The 22,993-nt window shown below is 61.8% G+C and carries 24 protein-coding genes; 14 read left to right on the forward strand and 10 right to left on the reverse strand.

Annotated features, from left to right (window positions below):
• Positions 1 to 76: 76 nt before the first annotated feature.
• On the forward strand, positions 77 to 871 hold the full coding sequence (locus DCO57_RS10735) for a thymidylate synthase (RefSeq protein ID WP_116698892.1): 795 nt from the start codon (positions 77 to 79) through the stop codon (positions 869 to 871).
• A 67-nt stretch (positions 872 to 938) separates the two neighbouring features.
• On the opposite strand, the gene DCO57_RS10740 is transcribed toward DCO57_RS10735, so the two are convergent.
• Positions 939 to 2,297 carry a GH1 family beta-glucosidase gene (locus DCO57_RS10740; protein WP_116698893.1) on the reverse strand — a complete coding sequence of 453 codons (1,359 nt, stop codon included), beginning with the start codon at positions 2,295 to 2,297 and terminating at the stop codon, positions 939 to 941.
• Between the two features lie 246 nt (positions 2,298 to 2,543).
• Between DCO57_RS10740 and DCO57_RS10745 the strand changes: the two genes are divergently transcribed.
• From DCO57_RS10745 to DCO57_RS10770, 6 genes are all read left to right on the forward strand, one after another.
• Positions 2,544 to 3,104 (forward strand): dihydrofolate reductase, encoded by a 561-nt coding sequence (locus DCO57_RS10745; RefSeq protein ID WP_116698894.1) that lies wholly within the window; start codon positions 2,544 to 2,546, stop codon positions 3,102 to 3,104.
• A gap of 21 nt (positions 3,105 to 3,125) precedes the next feature.
• Positions 3,126 to 3,590, forward strand: a complete 465-nt coding sequence (locus DCO57_RS10750; protein WP_244287925.1) for a GNAT family N-acetyltransferase — start codon at positions 3,126 to 3,128, stop codon at positions 3,588 to 3,590.
• A 221-nt stretch (positions 3,591 to 3,811) separates the two neighbouring features.
• Positions 3,812 to 4,999, forward strand: coding sequence for an FtsH protease activity modulator HflK (gene hflK / locus DCO57_RS10755; protein WP_116698895.1), 1,188 nt, complete (start codon positions 3,812 to 3,814; stop codon positions 4,997 to 4,999).
• A gap of 2 nt (positions 5,000 to 5,001) precedes the next feature.
• A complete protein-coding gene (locus DCO57_RS10760) occupies positions 5,002 to 5,931 on the forward strand; it encodes a protease modulator HflC (protein WP_116698896.1) in 930 nt (309 codons plus the stop codon).
• Positions 5,928 to 6,113: a DUF2065 domain-containing protein gene (locus DCO57_RS10765; RefSeq protein WP_116698897.1), complete on the forward strand. Its 186-nt coding sequence runs from the start codon at positions 5,928 to 5,930 to the stop codon at positions 6,111 to 6,113. Before DCO57_RS10760 ends, DCO57_RS10765 begins: the two co-directional genes overlap by 4 nt.
• 283 nt (positions 6,114 to 6,396) lie before the next feature.
• Positions 6,397 to 7,884, forward strand: coding sequence for a DegQ family serine endoprotease (locus DCO57_RS10770; protein ID WP_208977891.1), 1,488 nt, complete (start codon positions 6,397 to 6,399; stop codon positions 7,882 to 7,884).
• A gap of 124 nt (positions 7,885 to 8,008) precedes the next feature.
• Here the strand turns inward: DCO57_RS10770 and serB are convergent, their stop codons facing one another.
• Positions 8,009 to 8,899 carry a phosphoserine phosphatase SerB gene (gene serB, locus DCO57_RS10775; protein WP_116698898.1) on the reverse strand — a complete coding sequence of 297 codons (891 nt, stop codon included), beginning with the start codon at positions 8,897 to 8,899 and terminating at the stop codon, positions 8,009 to 8,011.
• Between serB and miaA the strand changes: the two genes are divergently transcribed.
• Both miaA and DCO57_RS10785 read left to right on the forward strand, forming a co-directional pair.
• Complete coding sequence (miaA, locus tag DCO57_RS10780) at positions 8,898 to 9,854, forward strand: tRNA (adenosine(37)-N6)-dimethylallyltransferase MiaA (protein WP_116698899.1); 957 nt, start codon at positions 8,898 to 8,900, stop codon at positions 9,852 to 9,854. The two genes, serB and miaA, sit on opposite strands and share 2 nt — an antisense overlap.
• A gap of 205 nt (positions 9,855 to 10,059) precedes the next feature.
• Positions 10,060 to 10,599, forward strand: a complete 540-nt coding sequence (locus DCO57_RS10785; protein ID WP_208977893.1) for a GNAT family N-acetyltransferase — start codon at positions 10,060 to 10,062, stop codon at positions 10,597 to 10,599.
• A gap of 72 nt (positions 10,600 to 10,671) precedes the next feature.
• Here the strand turns inward: DCO57_RS10785 and DCO57_RS10790 are convergent, their stop codons facing one another.
• The 4 genes from DCO57_RS10790 to DCO57_RS10805 all read right to left on the reverse strand — a co-directional run bounded on the left by DCO57_RS10790 (position 10,672) and on the right by DCO57_RS10805 (position 14,388).
• Complete coding sequence (locus tag DCO57_RS10790; RefSeq protein ID WP_116698901.1) at positions 10,672 to 12,228, reverse strand: 2-isopropylmalate synthase; 1,557 nt, start codon at positions 12,226 to 12,228, stop codon at positions 10,672 to 10,674.
• Between the two features lie 318 nt (positions 12,229 to 12,546).
• Positions 12,547 to 13,488: a DUF899 domain-containing protein gene (locus DCO57_RS10795; RefSeq protein ID WP_116698902.1), complete on the reverse strand. Its 942-nt coding sequence runs from the start codon at positions 13,486 to 13,488 to the stop codon at positions 12,547 to 12,549.
• 73 nt (positions 13,489 to 13,561) lie between these two features.
• Positions 13,562 to 14,053 carry an SRPBCC domain-containing protein gene (locus tag DCO57_RS10800; RefSeq protein WP_116698903.1) on the reverse strand — a complete coding sequence of 164 codons (492 nt, stop codon included), beginning with the start codon at positions 14,051 to 14,053 and terminating at the stop codon, positions 13,562 to 13,564.
• Complete coding sequence (locus tag DCO57_RS10805) at positions 14,050 to 14,388, reverse strand: metalloregulator ArsR/SmtB family transcription factor (RefSeq protein ID WP_116698904.1); 339 nt, start codon at positions 14,386 to 14,388, stop codon at positions 14,050 to 14,052. The genes DCO57_RS10800 and DCO57_RS10805 overlap by 4 nt, the downstream gene beginning before the upstream one ends.
• Before the next feature lie 143 nt (positions 14,389 to 14,531).
• On the opposite strand from DCO57_RS10805, the gene DCO57_RS10810 reads away from it, so the two are divergent.
• Positions 14,532 to 15,182, forward strand: coding sequence for a glutathione S-transferase family protein (locus DCO57_RS10810; protein WP_116698905.1), 651 nt, complete (start codon positions 14,532 to 14,534; stop codon positions 15,180 to 15,182).
• A 51-nt stretch (positions 15,183 to 15,233) separates the two neighbouring features.
• On the opposite strand, the gene DCO57_RS10815 is transcribed toward DCO57_RS10810, so the two are convergent.
• The 3 genes from DCO57_RS10815 to DCO57_RS10825 form a co-directional block, all read right to left on the reverse strand.
• Positions 15,234 to 16,145 (reverse strand): PhzF family phenazine biosynthesis protein, encoded by a 912-nt coding sequence (locus DCO57_RS10815; RefSeq protein ID WP_116698906.1) that lies wholly within the window; start codon positions 16,143 to 16,145, stop codon positions 15,234 to 15,236.
• 154 nt (positions 16,146 to 16,299) lie between these two features.
• Positions 16,300 to 17,457 carry a GNAT family N-acetyltransferase gene (locus tag DCO57_RS10820; protein WP_116698907.1) on the reverse strand — a complete coding sequence of 386 codons (1,158 nt, stop codon included), beginning with the start codon at positions 17,455 to 17,457 and terminating at the stop codon, positions 16,300 to 16,302.
• Positions 17,458 to 17,577: 120 nt separating this feature from the next.
• Positions 17,578 to 18,480, reverse strand: a complete 903-nt coding sequence (locus DCO57_RS10825; RefSeq protein WP_116698996.1) for a pirin family protein — start codon at positions 18,478 to 18,480, stop codon at positions 17,578 to 17,580.
• Between the two features lie 246 nt (positions 18,481 to 18,726).
• Between DCO57_RS10825 and DCO57_RS10830 the strand changes: the two genes are divergently transcribed.
• The 4 genes from DCO57_RS10830 to DCO57_RS10845 are packed head-to-tail and all read left to right on the forward strand — an operon-like array spanning position 18,727 to position 21,839.
• Positions 18,727 to 19,650 carry an ABC transporter ATP-binding protein gene (locus DCO57_RS10830; protein ID WP_116698908.1) on the forward strand — a complete coding sequence of 308 codons (924 nt, stop codon included), beginning with the start codon at positions 18,727 to 18,729 and terminating at the stop codon, positions 19,648 to 19,650.
• A gap of 8 nt (positions 19,651 to 19,658) precedes the next feature.
• The gene (locus DCO57_RS10835; RefSeq protein ID WP_165814714.1) at positions 19,659 to 20,162 is read left to right on the forward strand and encodes a GNAT family N-acetyltransferase; all 504 of its coding nucleotides are present in this window, start codon (positions 19,659 to 19,661) and stop codon (positions 20,160 to 20,162) included.
• Positions 20,159 to 20,920 carry an ABC transporter permease gene (locus tag DCO57_RS10840; protein WP_116698910.1) on the forward strand — a complete coding sequence of 254 codons (762 nt, stop codon included), beginning with the start codon at positions 20,159 to 20,161 and terminating at the stop codon, positions 20,918 to 20,920. The genes DCO57_RS10835 and DCO57_RS10840 overlap by 4 nt, the downstream gene beginning before the upstream one ends.
• A gap of 31 nt (positions 20,921 to 20,951) precedes the next feature.
• Positions 20,952 to 21,839, forward strand: coding sequence for a D-alanyl-D-alanine carboxypeptidase family protein (locus tag DCO57_RS10845; protein ID WP_116698911.1), 888 nt, complete (start codon positions 20,952 to 20,954; stop codon positions 21,837 to 21,839).
• A 54-nt stretch (positions 21,840 to 21,893) separates the two neighbouring features.
• Here DCO57_RS10845 and ilvC read toward each other — a convergent pair whose 3' ends face one another.
• Positions 21,894 to 22,913 carry a ketol-acid reductoisomerase gene (ilvC, locus tag DCO57_RS10850; RefSeq protein ID WP_116698912.1) on the reverse strand — a complete coding sequence of 340 codons (1,020 nt, stop codon included), beginning with the start codon at positions 22,911 to 22,913 and terminating at the stop codon, positions 21,894 to 21,896.
• Between the last annotated feature and the right edge of the window lie 80 nt (positions 22,914 to 22,993).

Consider the following 22,993-nt stretch of genomic DNA (forward strand, 5'->3'; position numbering starts at 1 on the left):
GCGCAATCAGCCTGAAACCGCCGAATTTCTCCGGAAACCGCCAGACACTGTCTGAAACCGCTACAAGGGCCGCGTCGTGCAGCAATATCTCGATCTCTTGCAGAAAATCCTCGACGAGGGCGTCGACCGGGGAGACCGGACCGGAACCGGAACCCGTTCCCTTTTCGGCCACCAGATGCGCTTCGATCTGTCGGAGGGGTTTCCGCTGGTCACCACCAAGAAGCTGCACCTGAGATCCATCATTCACGAGCTGCTCTGGTTCCTGGCGGGCGATACCAACATCCGTTACCTGAAGGAAAACGGTGTCCGGATCTGGGATGACTGGGCGGACGAGAACGGCGAACTCGGCCCGGTCTACGGCTACCAGTGGCGCTCCTGGCCGGCGCCGGACGGCCGCTCCATCGACCAGATCGCCAATCTTCTGACCATGATCCGCACCAGTCCGGAAAGCCGCCGGCTGATCGTCTCCGCCTGGAACCCGGCGCTGATCGACGAGATGGCCCTGCCGCCCTGCCATGCGCTGTTCCAGTTCTATGTGGCCAGGGGAAAGCTCTCCTGCCAGCTTTACCAGCGCTCGGCGGATGTGTTCCTGGGTGTGCCTTTCAACATCGCCTCCTATGCCCTGCTGACGATGATGGTGGCCCAGGTCACGGGCCTGGAGCCGGGGGACTTCGTGCACACCCTGGGTGATGCGCATCTGTATTCCAACCATTTCGACCAGGCCCGCGAGCAGCTCACCCGCGCGCCGAGGCCCTTGCCGGACATGAAGATCAATCCGGCGGTGAGCGATCTGTTCGCCTTCAGGTTCGAGGATTTCGGACTGGTGAACTACGATCCGCATCCGCATATTTCGGCGCCGATCGCGGTTTGAAGATGCATCAGGGCAGCATGCGCCTGCTGAATTGACTGCCCTTTTGGAGCGCCGGCAAAGCTGAACGTCAGCCGCCCGCCTTGTGGGCGCCGATCAGATCCCGGTACCAGAGCGCGCTGTTCTTCAGGGTGCGGATCTGGGTGTCGTAGTCCACATGCACGATGCCGAAGCGCATCCGGTAGCCTTCCGCCCATTCGAAATTGTCCATCAGGCTCCAGAGGAAGTAGCCCCTGACGGGCACGCCGGCATCCCGGGCATCGGCGATCGCGCCAAAGTGCCTTTCCAGATAGTCGATGCGGCGCCGGTCGTCGATGACACCGTCCACGGGGCCGTCATTGTAGCAGGCACCGTTTTCGGTGATGTAGCAGTCGGGCAGTGGGTAGCGCCCGTGGAGATCCTTCATCAGATCTGAAAGCCCCGCCTCGCAGACCTCCCAGCCGATATCCGTGAGCTGCGGGCCGGGCTCCGGCACAATCGTGCGCGTTTGCGGGTAGTCCGCCGCATCAGGATCATGCGCAACGCGCAGGGGCGTGTAGTAGTTCAGTCCCCACCAGTCGAGCGGCTGGTGGATGATGTCGAGATCGCCGTCGCGGATGTTCATATGCGGGCCATGGGCGGCCAGGATGTCCGGGTGATAGGTGCCCTGGAAGAGCGGCGAGAAGAAGATGCCGTTGTTGAATTCGAAGGCACGTTCGGCCGCCGCCCGGTCTTGCGGCGTGTCGGTTGCCGGATAGATGGAATGGGCATTGAGGACGATGCCCATGGGCAGATCGGGCCGAACCGCGCGAGCGGCCTGAACGCCGAGGCCGTGAGCAAGGTTCAGCGTGTGCACGGCCGCGGCGAAGGCCTCCGGGCTTTTTTCGCCGGGAGCGTGAATGCCGTACAGGTGGCTCAGATGGCAGACGCACCAGGGCTCGTTGATGGTTGCCAGCGCGTCCATCCGGTCGCCCAGTCTCCGGACGACGATATCCGCGTAGTCGGCAAAGGCCTCTGCCGTGCTGCGGGCGGTCCAGCCGCCGTCTCCGGCAAGCATCAGCGGCAGATCCCAGTGATAAAGTGTCGGATAGACCTTGAGGCCGCGCGCCACCATCCCGTCGATCAGCCGGTCGTAAAAATCCAGCCCCTTTTGGTTCACCTGGCCGCGGCCGTCCGGCAGGATGCGCGGCCAGGCGATGGAAAACCGGTAGGCATCGACACCGAGGGAGCGGATCAGGTCCAGGTCGCTTTCCCAGCGATGATAGTGATCGCAGGCCACATCGCCCGAGTGCTGCTGAAAGACCCGGCCGGGCATTCTGGAAAAGGCGTCCCAGATGCTCGGTTTGCGCCCATCCTCGCTTGCAGCCCCTTCGATCTGGTAGGCGGCGGTTGCCACACCGAACAGGAAATCTTCGGGAAAACGCTGCGCCAGCTCTTTGTTCGCTACCATCGGGTCTCTGCTTCATCTTGCGTGAAAAACACGACGGTCATAGATTCCAAAGCGCTTTGGATCAAGCTTTTTCCTATACTGTTGCAGACAGGTTCCTGTGGAGGAAATCGCCTTCGGGAGCCTTGTCAGCGAGATTCCGCCGGGTCCGTCCTGTATTTGCGGCCGGATCGCCCAACACCGAGAGGAGGAGACCAGCCGACCGGTCGCGGGAAAATATCCGGCGGGTTTTTCTCTTCCCCGAATTTCATGGTAGGAGGCGTCCGGGAAACTGGAAACCGCGAGGGGAGAAGCCGCGTGCCCGATATTGTCCTGATTGCCGCGGTTGCCCGCAACGGAGTCATCGGGGCGGACAACGACATGCCCTGGAAGATTTCGACCGACCTGAAGCGGTTCAAGCAACTCACGCTCGGGAAACCGGTCATTCTTGGCCGCAAGACGTTTCTTTCCTTTGGCGGAAAGCCGCTGCCGGGCCGGCCGCATATCGTGATTTCCCGAAATCCCGACTATGCTCCGGAGGGCGCGGAGGCCGCGACCTCGCTGGAGGAGGCGCTGGTGCGGGCAAAGGAGCTGGCGACGGAGCTCGCGGCCGGGGAAATCATGATCATCGGCGGCGGCCAGATCTATGCCCGGGCCATCGGGGTCGCCGATCGCCTTGAAATAACCGAGGTGGATGCGCGGCCGCAGGGCGATATCCGTTTTCCGGTCATCGATCCTGCGTCGTGGCAAGAAAGCTGTCGGGTGCCCGGTGAACGCGGCGAGCGGGACAGCGCGGATTTTGCCTTCGTGACCTATCGTCGCAAGGCCTGACACGAGCGAGTGCCGATTTTCATGAAACTGCCAGACAACATGACCGCCGGTTGGGCCACATTCGATGACCTGACTCCGCGGGACGTTCATGACCTGCTGCAACTCCGGCAGGCGATTTTCATCCTGGAACAGACTTCGCTTTACGCCGATATCGACGGCAAGGATCCGCACGCGCGGCATTATCTCATCAGGCACCGCGACAGCGGTGCCCTGACCGGTGCCATCAGGCTGTTCACCGGCCCCGAAAAAGGCGAGGCGCGGATCGGACGGGTGGTGATTGCCCGTGAAGCCAGGGGTTCCGGCCTTGGCCGGATCATGATGCAGGCGGGAATTGACAAGGCCGAGGCGCTTGTCCCCGGGTGCCGGATCCATGTCACGGCGCAGGCCCATTTGGAAAAGTTCTACAATTCGCTCGGTTTCATCACCGTATCGAAGGTCTATCTGGAAGACGGCATCCCGCATATCGACATGATGCGGGGCGCCTGAGACCGTTGGCGGGAATTCTTTCCGAAATTCTTGCCGGGCGGTCTTGAAAGCCGCCGTATCCTATCCCACCTGCGGCACGGGAAATTGCACCGGATGTATGTGGCGGGTTCCCTGCCGTTTTCGTTGAAAGCGACGGGTAACCTGCCTATAACCATCGGTGAGTCAGAAGAGGCGAGGCCCATGCAGGCAACGCCCGCGGGATTTCACAGAAGGAAGTTTTGATGCCTTGGAGCAATCAGTCAGGCGGCGGTGGTCCCTGGAAAGGTGGCGGAAACAACGGCGGCCCCTGGGGCAGCGGCAACAACGGTGGAGGCCCCTGGGGAGGTGGTCAGAACCGGGGAGGAGGCGGCAATCCGCCCGATCTTGAAGAGCTTCTCAAGCGCACGCAGGACAAGATGAAGAACGTCCTGCCGGGCGGTGGCGGCGGCGGACTGGGCTTCGTCGGTGTCATGATCGTCATCGGCATCGGCGTCATCGGCTGGCTGCTGACCGGGCTTTATGTGGTCGACGAAGGTGAGGTCGGTGTCGAGCTGGTTCTCGGCAAGGTGGAAGACCAGACGCCTCCGGGCCTGAACTACAACTGGCCCTATCCGATCGGCGAGGTTTACAAGCCTCAGGTCGAGCTGCAGCGTGAAACGACCGTCGGCGTCGAGGAAAGCATCACCAGCGCCGGAGCCGTGCGGGCCCGTGATATCCCCGAGGAAAGCCTGATGCTGACCGGCGACGAGAACATCGTCGACGTCGGGTTCAAGGTCCTGTGGAGAATCAAGAGCACCCGCGAGGGCATCAGCGACTATCTGTTCAACATCCAGGAGCCCGCCGGAACGGTCAAGGCCGTTGCCGAAAGCGCCATGCGCGAAGTGGTCGGCGCTTCGAATATCGACTCCATCCTGACGGAAAACCGGGTCGCCATTCAGAACGATGTCGTCACCCTGATGCAGACAACGCTGGATTCCTATCGCGCCGGTATCGAGATCGCGGAAGTGCAGATGCAGCGGGTTGACCCGCCGGCACAGGTCATCGACGCGTTCCGGGACGTTCAGGCGGCACGTGCCGACCAGGAGCGTATCCGCAACGAGGCGGAATCCTATGCCAACCGGATCGTTCCGGAAGCACGCGGTGAATCGGCCCGTGTTCTGGAAGCGGCGAACGCCTACAAGGACCAGACCATCGCCGAGGCGACCGGTCAGTCCCAGCGCTTCACCAAGATCCTGGAGCAGTACAAGAAGGCCCCGGACGTGACCCGGGAGCGCATGTATCTCGAAACACTGGAAAAAGTCTTGGGTGTTACCAACAAGATCATCATCGACAGCGATTCATCCGGTACGGGTGTTGTGCCGTTCCTGCCTCTTAACGATCTGAACGGACGCGGTACCACCGCTCCGTCCGCACGGACAGGAGGGAACTGATCATGCGCAGCGGAATTCTCGCAATCATTCTCGTGATCGTCGCGGTCCTCGCCTATATGTCGATCTTCATCGTCAATCCGACCCAGCAGGCGCTCGTCCTGCAACTCGGCCGGATCATCGACACGAAGACCGAATCCGGTCCGTACTTCAAATATCCGTTCATCCAGAACGTCGTTTACATGGACAAGCGGATCCTCAACCTGAACATGCCGCCGCTTGAGCCGATTTCATCGGACAAGAAGCGGCTCGTGGTCGATGCCTTCGCGCGTTACAAGATTTCCAACCCGGTGCTGTTCTACCAGCGCGTCCAGAACATTCCGACGGCCAACCGGCGTCTGTCGACCCTGCTGCAGTCCTCGCTGCGGTCGGAACTGGGACGAACCAGCTTTGCCGCCCTCGTTCGGGATGACCGGTCCGGTGTGATGGAGAACATCCGCCGGGACGTCAGCGCGAATGCCGCCGAGCTCGGTATCGAGGTAATCGATGTGAAGATCCGGCGTGCGGATCTGCCGGATGCCAACTCCCAGGCCATTTACGCCAGAATGCAGACGGAACGTCAGCGGGAAGCAACGGAGCTGCGTGCACAGGGTGAGGAACTCGCCCGGCGTATCCGCTCGCGTGCGGATCGCGATGCGACGGTTCTGGTTGCGGAAGCCAAGCGGGATTCGGAAATCACCCGTGGTGACGGCGATGCTGAGCGCAACAAGATCTTCGCGGAAGCCTACGGCGCGGATCCGGAGTTCTTCGCGTTCTACCGCTCGATGCTGGCCTATGAAGAAGGTCTGAGAGCCGGTGACACGAGTCTTGTCCTGTCTCCGGATTCCAGCTTCTTCCGGTACTTCAAGGACCCGAGAGGCATTGCCCCTCCAGCGGCAGGCAATGACAACGGCGGCACAGGGAACACCGGCACGTCGTCGCTCTCCGCGCAATGAGCGAACTGATGACCGCACTGGGTCTGGTGCTGGTATTGGAGGGCGTTCTTTACGCTCTTGCACCCGGCGGCATGAAGTCGGTCATGCGCAGCGCGCTCGAGACGCCGGACCAGACCCTGCGCATTGCAGGGCTGGTCGCGGCCGGTGCCGGCGTATTTCTTGTGTGGATCATACGCGGATAACGAAAAGTTTTCGGGCGGGAGAGGCAAAAATCTCCCGCCCGTTCTATAATCCGGTCAAGAACCTGAATGAAGCCGGCCGACTGTTCGCTGTTCAGGGTCTGTTGAGAATTGGAATCCGGCCGTTTGCGGGACGCAGGTCGTTCCGGTTTGCGAAGCCGGGGTGCAGGGGAATGCGGATTTTCCGCTTCCGACAGTGCCGAGGTCCGACGTGGACAGCCACCGGAGCCCAATTCTCAGCAGATCCGAATATCAGTTCAGCCGGCTGCGATGAGGAGAATACCCCATGGCCCCAAACACCATTCGTCGCAAGATGTCCCGGCTCGCGCTTGCCGCCGCCGGCATTGTTCTCGGCGGAATGATCGCAGTTCAGCCCGTGCAAACCGCCCGGGCGCAAGGGCCGGCCTCCGTGGCCGATCTGGCGGAGAACCTGGCCGACGCCGTCGTGAACATTTCCACTGCCCAGACTGTGCAGGGCCAGCGGTCGGTTCCCATGCCCGAGGTTCCGGAAGGATCGCCGTTTCAGGAATTCTTCGAGGAATTCTTCAACCGGCAGAACCGGGACAACGACCAGCCGCGCCGGGTGCAGTCACTCGGCTCCGGGTTCGTCATCGACGGCAAGGAAGGCATCATCATCACCAACAACCACGTCATCGAAGGGGCCGATGAAATCACGGCCAACTTCAATGACGGCACCAAGCTGAAGGCGGAAATCCTCGGCACCGACGAGAAGACCGATCTCGCGGTTCTGAAGGTGACGCCGGAAACGCCGCTGAAGGATGTCACATTCGGCGATTCCGATGCGATCCGCGTCGGCGACTGGGTGATGGCCATCGGCAATCCCTTCGGTCTCGGCGGCACGGTGACCGTGGGGATCGTGTCGGCGCGCAACCGCGACATCAATTCGGGTCCCTATGACAACTTCATCCAGACGGATGCGTCCATCAACCGGGGCAACTCGGGCGGACCGCTGTTCGACATGGAAGGCAAGGTGGTCGGCATCAACACGGCGATCATTTCCCCGTCCGGCGGATCCATCGGCATCGGCTTCGCCATTCCGGCCAAGACCGCCATGCGGGTAATCGATCAGCTGCGTGAGTTCGGGGAAACCCGCCGTGGCTGGCTGGGTGTCCGCATCCAGGAAGTCACCGAGGAGATCGCGGAAAGCCTTGGAATGGACGAGGCCATGGGCGCGCTGGTTGCCGGTGTCACCGAAGACGGTCCCGCAGCCAAGGGCAAGATCGAGGCGGGCGATGTGATCATCCGCTTCGACGGCAACGAGGTGGAGTCGATGCGCGAACTGCCGCGCATGGTCGCCGAGACGGCGATCGGCAAGGAAGTCGAGGTGGTGGTGCTGCGCAAGGGCGAGGAAGTCACCATCAACGTCACGCTGGAGCGTCTGGAAGAGAACGAGGTCGAGGAAGCAAGCGCGTCGAGCGAAGACCAGCCGGAGGACCAGCCTGCCGAAAAGAGCGAAGTTCTCGGCATGATGCTTGCCGAACTGGACGACACCCTGCGCCAGCAGTTCTCCATCGATGAAGACATCACCGGCGTGGTCGTTACCGAGGTGATTGCGGGCTCCTCCGCGGAGGAAAAGCGGGTGATGCCCGGCGACGTGATCAAGGAAGTCGCCCAGGAACCGGTCGCCACTCCGGCCGATGTCGAGGCGCAAGTCAAGAAGCTGGAGGCCGACGGCCGCCGTTCGGCCCTGCTCCTTCTGGCCAATCCGACCGGCGATGTCCGGTTCGTGCCTGTCCGGATCGAGGACCAGTAAGCCGGACCATAGGTCCCTACCAACAAAACGGGCGCCGGATACGGCGCCCGTTTTTGTTTCATGCTGTTGAATTTGCCGGGGTAAGACGGCGCGGGCGCGACCGCGAGGAGGGCGCGGCTTGCGCTCAGCTCAGCGCGAAGTCGCTTTCCGCGTAGCCCTGCAGATAGAGCAGCGCCGTCAGGTCTCCGTGGTCAATGCGGAAGTCGGCAGCGGCGGCAACGGCGGGTTTGGCTCTGTAGGCCACGCCGGCGCCGGCCAGGTCGATCATCGCGAGATCATTGGCTCCGTCGCCCACCGCGAGGGTGTCGCTGAAGGCAAGACCCTTGTCCGCGGCGAGAAATTCCAGCCGGGCGCGTTTGGCATCGCGGCCGAGGATGGGTTCGGCGACCCGGCCGGTCAGTTGCCCGTCTTCCGTCAGGAGCGTGTTGGCCTGGTGTTCGTCGAAGCCGATCATGGCGCAGACCGTCTTGGTGAAATGGGTGAAGCCGCCGGAGACCAGCGCGCAATAGGCACCGTTCGACTTCATGGTCTGCACAAGCGTCCGTCCGCCGGGCATCAGCTGGATGCGGTTGGTCAGGACCGTATCGATTGCTGAAACGGAAAGCCCTTCAAGCAGAGCGACGCGTTCCCTGAGCGCGGGTTCGAAGTCGATTTCGCCGCGCATCGCCCGTTCGGTGATTTCGGAAATCCTGTCCTTGAGGCCGAGCTCGGCCGCCAGTTCGTCGATACATTCCTGGCGAATCATGGTGGAATCCATGTCGGCGATCAGAAGCCGTTTGCGTCTTCCCTCGCGCGGCTGGACAAAGATGTCCACCGGGGAGCGTCCGACGACTTCGCGCAGCATCGCATCCGCGGAGCTTGCGTCGGGACCTTCGAACCGGATATCGGCAGCAATGCCGGGATTGAGTATAGTCGTGGTATCGGTCACGCCGAGGGCGTCTGAGACCTGACGCAGCAAATCCGCGTCGACCGCGGGCGCAGTGGGTGTGGACACCAAAGTGGCAACTAGAGACATGGAGGCTTCCCTGGAAGGCGGACGGACACGGGCTGAAGACGACGACTGCGTCATTCTGATAGCGGGGCCGACGGCAAGCGGCAAGTCCGCATTGGCGCTGGAACTTGCCGCGAAGCTGGACGGCGTGATCATAAATGCCGATTCCATGCAGCTTTACGAAGACCTGCGCCTGGTCAGCGCACGTCCTTCGGCCGACGAGATGGCAGGCGTTCCGCACCGGCTTTACGGGGTCGTGCCGGCTTCGACCGCATCGTCCACCGGGGCATGGCTGCGACTGGCGGCGCAAGAGATTGACACTGCGCGTGCTGCTGGCCGGGTGCCGATCCTTGTCGGGGGAACCGGTCTCTATTTCAAGGGACTGACCGAAGGCTTTGCCGAGATGCCCGCCGTTCCGGAAGATGTGCGCCGCAGGGCGCGGGATCTGGCGGAGCGGGAGGGTGCCGAGGGGCTCAGGTCAGCCCTTCTGGACATGGGAGACGGGGAAGCGGCCGAGGGCCTGGAGGATCCCCAGCGGCTCACCCGGGCACTCGAAGTGATCATGGCGACTGGAAAACCGCTTTCGCTCTGGCAGCGGGAGGGACAATCCGCGCCACTGCTGCCCGGGACGGTGAGCCGGAGACTTGTGCTGGCACCGCCCAGGCCCTGGTTGCATGAACGGATCGCCCGACGGGCACGGCTGATGCTGTCGCGGGAAGGCTGCGAGGAGGTCCGGCTGCTTCTTGCAAAGGGACTCTCGAAGAAACTGCCCGCCATGCGGGCGATTGGCGTGGCTGAAATCGGTGCCTATCTTGCCGGTGAGTGCAGCCAGGAAGAGGCCATCCACAGGCTGACTGTTGCGACGCGGCAATACGCGAAGCGTCAGGAAACCTGGTTTCGCAACCAGATGGGGGATTGGCAACGGCTTGATCCTTCAGCGGAAATCAGTGCTGAGGATTTCCTGTTGCCGCGCCGGTAAGGGCGGAAAACTTCTGCGTGTGCGGCGCAATGTTTATTTACCACCTAACTTGTTGGTATTACGTATATATTTTCGTATTTTTTGCGATTATAGTCGCGCTTGCCACAGGCTCGGCACAATTCAAGGTTACATGAACGGACCTCTCAGCAGGGACGGCTTTTCAAACCTAGTGTCTGTTGTGTGCAGTTCAATACCGGAGGATACGGTGCAGACGATATTTCTCGAATGCGGCTCAGTGCGGCTTGTTCCCTTCTCTCCGGCTGATATCAGGCTCATCGAGGACCTTCACTCCGACGCTTATGGAAACCGGTGCACGGAATATTCCACCAATTGCACCGTGATGGACGCGGCCGAACTGGTCAGCTCCGCCCTGCAGCATCAGGAGGATCTGGGGTTCGGCAAGTGGAAGGCCATTTCGGACAACGGAGACTTTCTCGGCTGGGCCGGTTTCACACCGGTCAGCGAAACATCCGAAATCAGTGTGAACTACTGTCTGGCGAACGAGGTGCTGCAACGGGATCCGGATCTGTCGAAACGTCTGTTCGCGTCCCTGACGGAGTGGTTCTTCGAAAACACCTATTTTTCCCATCTGATCGCGGTCGTGCGCACGGATAACCGCGACATGCGGGACGTGGTGCTGCATTGCGGCTTTTACCACCGGGAAAGCAAGGTGATCGAGGGCATGCAGGCGGACGTCTTCCAGATGCTCAGCCCGTCCATGCAATCCTATCTTCTGAGCGCCTGAGGCCGGGCGCCGGCGCGGGGCGCTCGAAAGGGCCGCCGTGGCGGCCCTTTTTCAGCTTCGGATCATCGTGGCTCAAACGGCCTGCAGTGCGCCGGGATTGCCGGCCTGCTGGCGCAGGGCCAGCTTGTTCATGGCCGAGACATAGGCGCGGGCCGAGGCGACGAGAGTGTCGGTGTCCGCGCCCTTGCCGGTTGCGATCCGGCCGCCGGCTTCCAGCCGCACGGAGACTTCCGCCTGCGCGTCCGTGCCTTCGGTTACCGCATGAACCTGGTAGAGCGACAGGGTGGCCTCATGGGGCACGATGGACTTGATCGCATTGAAGGTGGCGTCGACCGGACCGTCGCCGGTGGCTTCCTTGGTGACGTGCTGGCCGCCCACATCCATGGTCAGGATCGCCTTCTGCGGGCCGCCGGTGCCTGCGATGACCGTCAGCGCGATCACCTTGGTGCTCTCGCCCAGAACGGAGATTTCATCCTCGACCAGGGCCTCGATATCCTCGTCATAGACATGCTTCTTGCGGTCGGCGAGATCCTTGAAGCGGCGGAAGGCGTCCTGCAGGGCGTTGTCGCCCAGGTCGTAGCCCAGTTCCTTCAGCTTGTCGCGGAAGGCGTGGCGGCCGGAGTGCTTGCCCATGACCAGCGACGTGGCTTTGACGCCGACATCTTCCGGACGCATGATTTCGTAGGTCTCGGCATTTTTCAGCATGCCGTCCTGGTGAATGCCGCTCTCGTGGGCGAAGGCGTTCTTGCCGACGATGGCCTTGTTGTACTGGACGGCGAAGCCGGAGGCGCCGGCCACCATCTTGGAGGCACGCACCAGGAATTTCGGATCGATCTGCGTGGTATAGGGTAGGATGTCGCCCCGGGTGCGCACCGCCATCACGATCTCTTCCAGCGCGGCGTTCCCGGCGCGTTCGCCCAGCCCGTTGATGGTGCATTCGATCTGCCGGGCACCGCCGGCCACACCGGCCAGGGAATTGGCTACCGCCAGCCCCAGATCGTCGTGGCAATGGACGGAAAAGACCGCCTTGTCACTGTCCGGCACCCGCTCGCGGATCTGCTCGAACATGGCCTTGTATTCTTCCGGGGTGGCATAACCGACCGTGTCCGGCAGGTTGATCGTGGTCGCCCCGCATTTGATCGCGGCCTCCACGCAGCGGCACAGATAGTCGATCGGCGTGCGGGTGGCGTCCATGGCCGACCATTCCACGTCGTCAATCAGGTTGCGCGAACGGGCCACCGTGTCGGTGATGATGTCCAGAACCTGGTCTTCCGTCTTGTTCATCTGGAATTTCAGGTGGATCGGCGAGGTGGAGACGAAGGTGTGAATGCGCCCCTTGCCGGCATGTTTCACGGCTTCTCCGCAGCGGTCGATGTCTGCGTGGATGGCGCGGGCGAGACCGGCGATCACCGAATTTTTCGAGCGCTTGGCGATTTCACTGACGGCTTCGAAGTCGCCGTTGGAGGCGATCGGAAAGCCGGCCTCGATGATATCGACGCCCATTTCGTCGAGAATTTCGGCAATCTGCAGTTTTTCTTCCAGCGTCATGGACGCGCCGGGCGACTGTTCGCCGTCGCGCAAGGTGGTGTCGAAGATGCGGACCTGCTCCGTGGAGGTATTGGCACTCATGTTGTTTCGTCCCTGGCTTGGATCGGGCCTTCCTGGAGGAAAATGTCAGGAAGAATGCGACGCGATCCGAATATCGTGATGCGTTGTCCGAAGTATCTCCCCCAAGTGCCCGTTCCGCAACAAAACGCGGATCAGCCGACGCTCAGGGGCATCTAAGAAGGAGGAGATCGCCAAGTAGGAGGAGGCCGCCGCGCAGGGGCTGCGCGTCGTGAGAAGAACCGGAAATGTCGCGTGCCGCGATCATGGGTCTGTCTTTGGCCTTCGGTCGTCTTTCAAGAGGTCATTCGCCCAGTGTGGGACAAAAGCGTGACCTCTCTGTTAACGGGACATGTTCATAAGGCAGGAAGGGCTTGGATGCAACCGGCTTTTGCGGGTGGGGCCTTCGAACTGCCGAAACCCGGTACTGTTGCCGCCCATCGCCATCCCTGCCTTGAGCCGGGATCTCCCGCCGGTTTGCGGGCAGGCCCGGCTCAAGGCCGGGGCTGCGATGTGCTGGAGAGCGTATGGGGATCTGTCGAGGGAGACCGCGGAAGCCGTGTCGGTTCCGATCACTTGCCCCTCCACACCATACATGTCCCGCCGTTTTACCCAGGCCATGGGATAGCCGAGGGCTTCCTCGTGGCGGCCCATGGGGGTGAGGTCGAGGATATTGTAGGCCGTGTTGAGGATGTCGATGCCGCGGCCATAGGAGGAGTAGCAGTGGGCGACACGGCCGTTGTCGAGCTTCAGGAAGGTGCTGATACCGGGCATTTCCTCACCGAAGATCCTGTCCGAGTAGTTATAACCGCCGGCTGCGGTCTGCTGCTTGTCCGGGAAGGTCACGCCGAAATCGATGCCGAAGCCGTTGCCGGCGGTGGAAACCCAGTCGAAGGTCCAGCCCATGCGTTCCCTGTAGGCCAGAAGCCTTTTCAGCGGTGCGTTGGAGATGCACACCAGCGCGGTGTCGCGCGCGGCGAGATGTATATCAAGCCGTTCGTAATTATCCGCCCAGAAGGAGCAGCTCGGACAGCCTTCCGGCCAGGTTTCGCCGAACATGAAGTGGTAGACCACGAGCTGCGGATGTGGACCGAACAGATCGCCCAGCGTTTTCCGGCCTTTCGGGGACTCGAAAACATAGTCCTTCCCGACAATCATCATGGGCAGGTCCCGGCGCGCAGCGGCAAGGGCATCGCGTTCCCGGGTGAAGGCCTTTTCCCTTACGAGAAACGCCTTGCGGGCGGCCAGCCAGTCTTCCCGGCTGACGAGTTTGGGGCCGTTCATGGCAATCTCCGTGCTGTTTCCCGCTTGAGGAGCGTCAATTCCGTTTGGCCGGGGAGGGCGCCGTTTGCGGCCGTCACGTCGCGAGAAGCTCCGCCAGACGGGCGAGGCAGCCATCCCAGCCGCCGCCGACACCCCGGCGTCCGTCTTCGGTCCTGATGGCTTCGTGGCGCAGTTTCACTTCCGTTGCCTTGCCGGCCTGCGTGAACGTGATGACGACACGGGAGCTGTCGGTAGCCTCCCGCCTGCCGTCAGTAAACTCCTGAACGTGGCGCCAGCTGAATTCCAGGCGGTTGGGGGCGTCGATGGTCAGATACTCTCCTTCGAGTTGGACCTGTTTTTCCTCCGACCGTTCGATGACGAAGCACCATCGGCCGCCAACCTGCAGATCGATTTCCACCGCGACAAGGCCACCGTCGCCGGGCACGAACCAGGAGCGGATCTCGTCCGGTTCCGTAAAGGCCCGGAAGACCCGCTGTGGCGAGGCGCGGAACAGTCCGTCGATCAGGACCGGTTCGGCCCCGGGTTCGGATTTCAGAAAACTCCCGGGCTGCTGCTGTATTGTCATTTGTCGTTATCCTCTTTGGCGAGATGACGGGCGAGGGCATCGAAGCGGTCGAGCCAGAAAGCCTCGTATTTGCTGAGCCAGTCCACGGCTTCCTTGATCGGTGCCCCCTGGAGACGGCAATGGCGCGTACGGCCGCGTTTCTCGATTTCAACCAGCCCGGCGTCGGACAGAACCTTCAGATGTTTCGACACCGCGGTGAGCGACATCTCGAAGGGTTCGGCCAGTTCCGACAGGGATGCTTCTCCGTCGGAGAGACGGGCAACGATTGCGCGCCGGGTGCTGTCGCTGAGGGCGGAGAAGGTTGCGTCGAGATGGGTCATGTCCGTTGCATTCATAAAGTGAACCTATTGGTTGACTAACATTGTATTTCATTATAGTCAACCAAAAGGTTGAGTAAAGTGGGCGCGCTCACAGACTCAGGCCTTCAGGCGGCCGGACAGGCCCGGTCGCACATGCCATTCAGACTGGAGAAACCGACATGAAACTCTATACGAGCAACTTTTCGCCGAATTGCCGCCGCGTCGAAGCGGTTCTGCATCACCTCGGCCTTCATGGCAGCGTCGACATTCGCCGACCGAACATGGTGGCGGGAGAACACAGGTCCGACGAGATTCGCGCCGTTAATCCCAACATGAAACTGCCGACGCTCGTCGCCGGTGACATGAACCTTTGGGAAGCCAATCCGATCATGATCTATCTTTGCGACCGGGCCGGTGCGGAAGAATTCTGTCCGACGGACCTGAAAAGCCGGTTCGAGATCCTGCGCTGGATGTCCTGGGAAGTTCAGCACTACAACCGGGAGCTCGTCGACATCCTGTGGGAAACGGTCCTGAAAGGAATGTTCGGTGCGGGGGCGCCGGATCAGGACAAGGTCGATGTGGCTCTGGAAAATTATTGTCGCTTCGCTCAAGTCCTCGAAGACCGGCTCGGAGCGCGCGATTTCGTCCTGGGGGACAGGGTAACCGTGGCGGATTTCGCCGTCGGTGCGTCCTCGGGGCTGGCGATGCTTCCCGGGGCACAGGTGCCGCTGGACGACTATCCGAACATCAAGGCCTGGTATCTTCGGCTGGAAAGCCTGCCGGCGTGGGCGAAAACAGCTCCCGAAAACATGGCTGAAGCTGCCGCATAAACAGGTCGGGTGCCCTCGGCGGCTCGCATTTTGCCGCCGCCGCGGGCTCCTCTAGAGATACAGCTCGCCGCGGGCGACGACGGTCGCCTGACCGCCTATACGGACCGCATGCATTTTTCCCGCCTCCATGTCGATTTCCAGATCGATCAGCGAGGGGCGGCCCATCTCGAAGCCCTGTTCGATGCGGATATGGTGCGTGCCGTTCGGCAGGTCGTCGTAATAGTCGACGACACCGGCAAAGGCGGCGGCGGCGGAGCCGGTCGCCGGATCTTCCGGGATGCCCATGTCGGGGGCGAACAGGCGCGCATGGAAGGCGCTGTCGTGCGACCGGGTTTCACGGCAGTAGATATAGGCGTCGTTGTGGTCGTCCTTGCCGAAGCCGGCCTTCCACATGGAGGCCACGGGTTTGGCGCGGGCCAGGGCGTCCAGGTCCCGGACGGGAACGAAGGTGAAGGGCGGGCCGACACGGAATCTTGAAGGGGAATGGTTTTCAAAGCCGATGTCGGACGGCTCCAGATTGAGCGCGGCGGCAATCACATCCACATTGTGGGTGGGGCCGGCCGGTTCAGGCAGGTTAGGCACATCGAACTCAGCGAAGGCGGCGGCGTTTTCGCGCAGGATCACCGCGCAGCGTATGGGACCGATCTTCTGTTTCAGAACCACCACGGAGTCCTGCTCGCCGGTGATTTCACCGAAACGGTCCGTTGCCATCAGGATGGCGGTGCCAACGGTGGGATGGCCGGCAAAGGGCAGTTCCAGCTTCGGCGTGAATATCCGCATGCTGGCGGACTGGCCCGGCTGTTCGGGAGGAAACACGAAAACCGTCTCGGAAAGATTGAACTCCCCGGCAATCTTCTGCATCTGCTCGTCGCTCAGACCCTCGGAGTCCAGAACCACCGCCAGGGGATTGCCGGAAAGGCTCGTGTTGGTGAAGACATCCAGGATAGCGTAGCGACGGCCCATGTTTTCATTCTCCCTGGCGATTGATGCCGTAGCGGCTCGTGAGGTGAGCGGACTTTTGCATTTCTTGGCACGTCCCGCCAGTGCCTATCGGTCATTCATGGTGAACAAATTATTGCAGCCGGTAGCGGTGCGATCGGGACGGATCATGTTGTTTTCATACGGTTTCCGGTGCGAGAAGATAGGCACCGATGGCCCGTGCATATGACACGATCGCGGGATCGTTCAGGTCCTCCTGAGTGCGGATGATGCGGATGTCGGACAGTTCCTGCTCACTGGAGGCTTCGGAAAAACGGCGGATGCTGTCCCGCAGGTCTTCCGCCTTTGCATCGATGTGGAAAACCCGGGCGATTGAAATGCGCGGACCGTCGAAGGCGACCAGAAGATCGTCTGCATGGACGTCCTGTCCGGTCAGGCCGGTCTCTTCTTCCAGCTCGCGGCAGATCGCGCCGTTTACATCGACCTGGCCGTCCGCGGAGACATCAGACGGATCCAGATTGCCGCCGGGCGGATAGATCTGCCCGGCGGTTGCCGTATGCTGCGACATGACACCGTAAAGCAGTTCCCCGTCACGGGCTCTGAGGATCGCGGAACCGAAGAGGTTGCGCGCGGAGGCGTCCGGTGCACCCCAGTCGCGCCAGGCCAGAAAGGCGGCATAGGAACATTCCCGGCAGATGCCCTTGAAGGTGCCGTTCTCGAACCGGAATTGCGACAGTTTCAGGGTGCGTCCGTTCCACAGCAGACCGATGCGTTTTCTGGCCTCCTCGAAATGGGCGGCAATGGCTGCTTCATTGGCGATCTCGAACGGCCAGGGATCCGGCGACAGGTTGATATCGATCTTGGAAACCCTGTGAACCGCCGGCGGCAGCCGCTTTTCCATCATCAGTGCCTTTCGGCCGGGCGGCGCATCTTCCGGGCGCGTCGCCAGAGGCTTAAATCCCCGTCTTTCACAAAAGGGGCCTGCGTCGATTTCAGGCTCCAGAACAAGGCGTGTCAGAGCGCGGGTGCGGGCTTCGACGTCCGCTCGCGACAGCAGCAATGTGCCGATGCCCTGGCTCCGTGCCTCGGGGGCGACGATCAGGAAGTCGACGCGCAGCGTGTCGTCGTCCTGCGGAGACATGCCGCAAAAGCCCACCGGCCGGCCGTCCTGCTCGGCAACCGTGAGCGTCCCGAACGTGGTATCCGAAATCCGCCATTGCTTCAGCAGGTCCGCCACCCGGTCTTCCGGATACGCCCGGGAAGGCTTGGTGCGCTGAAGAATATCGGTCAGCGCGAGCACATCGGCGGACGTGGCGGGGCGAAGCTTCAAGGGCATGAGCGGTCCGGAGTTTCGAACAATGCCTATCCCTAGTCAGAGATTGTGAAGCTTGCAAGGCAGCGCGATCCTCTCTCTCCACCGGGTCAATGGGCCGTGATGCGGGGGTGAGGGGAGCCCCTAGCGGATAAATGTCCCGTTGCGCAGCTCCCTGACCGCCTGATTCAGCTCTTCATGGGTGTTCATGACGATCGGTCCGTGCCAGGCGACAGGCTCGCGGATCGGGGCGCCGGAGACGAGCAGGAAGCGCATGCCCTCGTCGCCGGCCTGGACCACAATTTCGTCGCCGGAGCCGAAGATCACCAGCGAGCGGTTGCCGGTCTCGTCGCGGATCTTGAGTTCCTCGCCGCCGAATTCCTTTTCGGTGAGGATGCCGAAGGGGGCCGAGGCCCCTTCGAAACGGCCGGAGCCTTCGAAGACATAGGCGAAGGTCTGCTTGTGGGTATCGACCTTGAACCGCTTCTTCCGACCGGCGGGGACGTGGATGTCGAGATATTGCGGCTCGGCCGCGATGCCGTCGACAGGGCCGCGCTTGCCCCAGAACTCGCCGCAGATAATGCGGGCGGAGGTGCCGTCGTCGTCGGTTTCGACGGGAATGTCCTGTCCCTTGACGTCCTGATAGCGCGGCTCCGTCATCTTCAGCGACGAGGGCAGATTGGCCCAGAGCTGGAAGCCGTGCATGCGGCCGCCGGCATCGCCCTTCGGCATTTCCTGATGCATGATGCCGCGGCCGGCGGTCATCCACTGCACGTCGCCCGCGCCCAGGTTGCCGGTATTGCCCAGGCTGTCACCGTGCTCCACGGTGCCCGCGAGCACATAGGTGATCGTCTCGATGCCCCGATGGGGGTGCCAGGGAAAGCCCTTGAGATAGTCCTGCGGACGGTCGTTGCGGAAATCGTCCAGGAGCAGGAACGGGTCGAGCCTCTCCGGATCCTGGAAACCGAAGACCCGTTCGAGCCTGACACCCGCGCCTTCCAGGGTCGGTTGCGTGGTTCCGATGTGTGTGACCGGGCGGATGGACATATGCGTCTCGCTCATGCAGGAGGACTGTTGGCATCAAGATAGCGTCGTTCCATTGAAAGCCCAGCCAGCTCTCGACAAACGCAGTGTTTCTCATGCGTGGACAATCGTCTGAAGCCTGAAGCGGCGGTTGCCGGAGCAGGGGCCCACCGGCGGCCTTGCATCTTGCGGCATTCTGGCCCACATGCCAGTGTGGCGCGCCGATTTGACCGACCGTCACACCGCATTTTCTCAACCGGCTGGAACTTCATGGCTCCGATACTGTCCGTCCGCGATCTGGAAAAGACCTATGAAGGTGGTTTCCAGGCTCTCAAGTCCGTTTCGCTGGATATCCGCGAAGGGGAGGTCTTCGCCCTTCTGGGGCCGAACGGAGCGGGCAAGACCACCTTGATCAGCACGATCTGCGGTCTGGTGCGGCCAACGTCCGGCAGTATCGAAGTGGGCGGTCACGACGCGCTGAAGAATTTTCGTGCCGCGCGCCGTCTCATCGGTCTCGTTCCGCAGGAAATGCCGACGGCGCCTTTTGAAATGGTTGCCGATACGGTCTCCTTCAGCCGGGGTCTGTTTGGTCTGAAACGGGATCCGGCGCTGGTCGAAAGCATCCTGAAGGACCTGTCTTTGTGGGACAAGCGGGACAATGCAATCATGGCGTTGTCCGGAGGCATGAAACGGCGGCTGCTGGTTGCCAAGGCCCTTGCCCATGAACCGCGGATCCTGTTCCTGGATGAGCCGACGGCGGGTGTCGACGTGGAACTCAGGCACGACATGTGGCGCATCGTCGGTGAGCTCAAGGAGCGCGGTGTCACCATCATCCTGACGACGCACTATATCGAAGAGGCCGAGGAGATGGCCGACAGGGTGGGCGTGATCAACGGCGGCGAGATCATTCTCGTGGAGGACAAGGCGGAGCTGATGCGCAAGCTTGGGCGCAAGCTGCTGACGCTCAGCCTGAGCGAACCGCTCGCAGCCGTGCCGCAGGCTCTGGCCCGTTACGACCTGATGCTGGCAAATGACGGTGCCAGCCTTGTCTACACATATGATACCCATGCGGAGCGCACGGGCATCACATCGCTCCTGACGGATCTGTCGGCAGCAGGCGTGCGGTTCCAGGACCTGCAGACCGACCAGTCCTCGCTCGAGGATATCTTCGTCGATCTGGTCAAGGGCGGATGACGGCCGGGATGGCAACGGACCTCACCATACGCAGGGCGGTGCTTGGCGACAGGGACCATCTGACGGACCTGTGCATGCGCTCGAAGAAATCGAACGGCTACGACGAGGCGTTCATGGCGCAATGCGCGGAAGAACTGCGCGTTCGCGACAGCTGGATTACGGACGATCACATCTGGCTGGCCGAGACAGACGACGGGAAAGCGGTCGGCTGTATCCGCCTGTGTATCGCGGCGGACGGGATGACGGGCGAGGTCGGAACCTGCTTCGTCGATCCGCACTGGAAGGGAAAACAGGTCGGCCGCATGCTGTTCGCTCCTCTTCTCGATGAAGCCGGAAGCCGGGGCCTGACCCGGATCGGGCTGGACTCGGACCCGTTTGCCGAAGCGTTCTATGCCCGCATGGGCTTCACCACAATCGGCCGCTCGCCCTCCGGCTCCATCGCGGGCCGCACGCTGCCACGCATGGAACTGATACTGGACGCCGGGCCGCTGCAGGGACGGGAACACTCATGAATTTCGAAGCGATCAAATCCATCTATCTCGCCGAAATGGCGCGAACCCGGCGGACGATCATGCAGAGCATCATCTCTCCGGTGATCTCGACCGTGCTCTATTTCGTGGTGTTCGGTGCGGCCATCGGCTCGCGGATCACCGAGGTCGACGGCGTGAGCTACGGTGCCTTCATCGTGCCGGGCCTGATCATGCTGTCGCTGATGACCCAGAGCCTGTCCAACGCCTCTTTCGGCATCTACTTTCCCAAGTTTACAGGCACGATCTTCGAGGTCTTGTCGGCCCCCGTCTCCTTCCTGGAGATCACCATCGCCTATGTGGGCGCGGCGGCGACCAAATCCGTGCTGGTTGGCTTGATCATCCTGATCACGGCGAATTTCTTCGTCCCGCTGGAAATCCAGCATCCTTTCTGGATGGCGGCGTTCTTCATGCTGACGGCGGTGACCTTCGCGCTTCTGGGTTTCATCATCGGCATCTGGGCGGACAATTTCGAGAAGCTTCAGTTTGTTCCGCTTCTGATCGTCACGCCGCTGGCTTTTCTCGGCGGCAGCTTCTATTCCATCAACATGTTGCCGGAGTTCTGGCAGACGGTGACCCTGGTCAATCCGGTCGTCTACCTGATTTCCGGGTTCCGCTGGAGCTTCTACGGCCAGGCGGATGTCAGCCTGTGGCTGTCGCTGCTGGCGACCCTGATCTTCCTTGGCGGTTCGCTTGCCGTCATACATCGTATCTTCAAGACCGGTTACCGCCTGAAACCGTAGGGCGGAAGACCGGATTAGCATGGGGCCGGGAATGGGCTGGACCGCACGTTTGAAAAAGGTTGTCGCGCTCCTGCTGGTGGCGGGGCTGGCCGGCTGCCAGACCGCACAGCCGCTTTCGGGCACCGGGCAGCCGCCTTCGGCCGCTGCCGTCGAGAGCGCTCCCCTCCCGGTTGTCAGCTACGCACCGGCGACTGCCGTGGAGCGCGGATTTTCGGCGCTCGTTCTGAATGCGGCGAGCGGAGAGGAGCTTTATGCGGTCGACGCGGACGCCCCGCGCTATCCCGCCTCGCTCACCAAGATGATGACGCTCTACCTGCTGTTCGAGGCGGTTGCCGAGGGACGCTATTCCCTGTCATCGCCGCTGACGGTCTCTGCGAAGGCCGCTTCGCAGCCTCCGGCGAAAATCGGCCTGAAGGCCGGTTCGACCATCACCGTGGAACAGGCCGCCCGGGCCCTGGCCGTGAAGTCAGCCAACGACGTGGCCGTGACCATTGCCGAAAACCTTGCCGGAAGCGAAGCCGCATTCGCCCGCCAGATGACGCAACAGGCCCGGGCGCTGGGCCTTTCCAGAACCCGTTTCGTCAATGCGACCGGTCTTCCCGACACGGCTCAGGTGACGACGGCCAGGGACATGGCCAAGCTCGGTCTCGCTCTCAAAAGCCGCTTTCCCCAGTATGCAAGCTATTACCGGGCCAAATCCTTTTCCTATGGCGGGCGCTCGTTCCGGGCGACCAACAACCTTCTGGGCAAGGTGCCCGGTGTCGACGGCCTGAAGACCGGCTATATCCGCATGTCCGGCTACAATCTGGTCGCGACCGCGAACCGTGGCGGCAAACGGCTGATTGTCGTCGTCATGGGCGGCAAGAGCGAAGCGGCGCGGGACAAGGAAGTCGCCCGGCTGATCGAGGCGTATTCCTAAAAAAAGACCCCGCTGAAACCAGCGGGGTCCGTTTGTTCCGATGATCGGGAAAGATCAGTTCTTCGACTTGTCGACCAGTGCGTTGGACCTGATCCACGGCATCATGCCGCGCAGCTTTTCGCCGACTTCCTCGATCTGGTGCGCGTCGTTCAGGCGGCGGGTTGCCTTGAACTTGGCGGCGCCGGCCCGGTATTCCTGCATCCAGTCGGAGGTGAACTTGCCGGTCTGGATGTCGGTCAGGACGCGCTTCATTTCCGCCTTGGTTTCGGCCGTCACGATGCGCGGACCGGTGACATATTCACCCCATTCCGCCGTGTTGGAGATGGAGTAGTTCATGTTGGCGATGCCGCCTTCATAGATCAGGTCGACGATCAGCTTCACTTCGTGCAGGCATTCGAAATAGGCCATTTCCGGCGCGTAACCGGCTTCGACCAGGGTTTCGAAACCGGCACGGATCAGCTCGACCAGGCCGCCGCAGAGAACTGCCTGTTCGCCGAAGAGATCGGTTTCGCACTCTTCCTTGAAGGTGGTTTCGATGATGCCGGAACGACCGCCGCCGACGCCGCAGGCATAGGAGAGGCCGAGGTCATGCGCGTTGCCGGAAGCGTCCTGGTGGACGGCGATCAGGCACGGCACGCCGCCGCCTTTCTCGTATTCGCCGCGCACGGTGTGGCCCGGGCCCTTCGGAGCGACCATCAGCACGTCGACGGTGGATTTCGCCTCGATCAGGCCGAAATGCACGTTCAGACCATGGGCGAAGGCGATTGCCGCGCCGTCGCGGATGTTGGCGGCGATGTGGTCGCGGTAGATGTCGGCCTGCAGTTCATCAGGCGTTGCCATCATCATCAGGTCGGCCCAGGCAGCGGCTTCCGCGACACTCATGACCTTGAAGCCGTCGGCTTCGGCCTTGAGCGCGGTGGTGGAGCCTTCGCGCAGGGCGACGGCCACATCCGGGCAGCCGCTGTCCTTCAGGTTCATCGCATGGGCACGGCCCTGGGAACCGTAGCCGATGATGGCGACTTTCTTGGATTTGATCAGGTTCAGATCGGCGTCACGATCGTAATAAACGCGCATGGGGTTGTCCTTTCTCCCGTTTGCATTTCGTTTCTTGAAAAGCCGGTTTTCATGCCGGTCTTTGTTTTCGTCTGACTGCC

Origin of the sequence: Labrenzia sp. 011 (genome assembly GCF_003075075.1) — a bacterium.
GTDB lineage: Bacteria > Pseudomonadota > Alphaproteobacteria > Rhizobiales > Stappiaceae > Roseibium.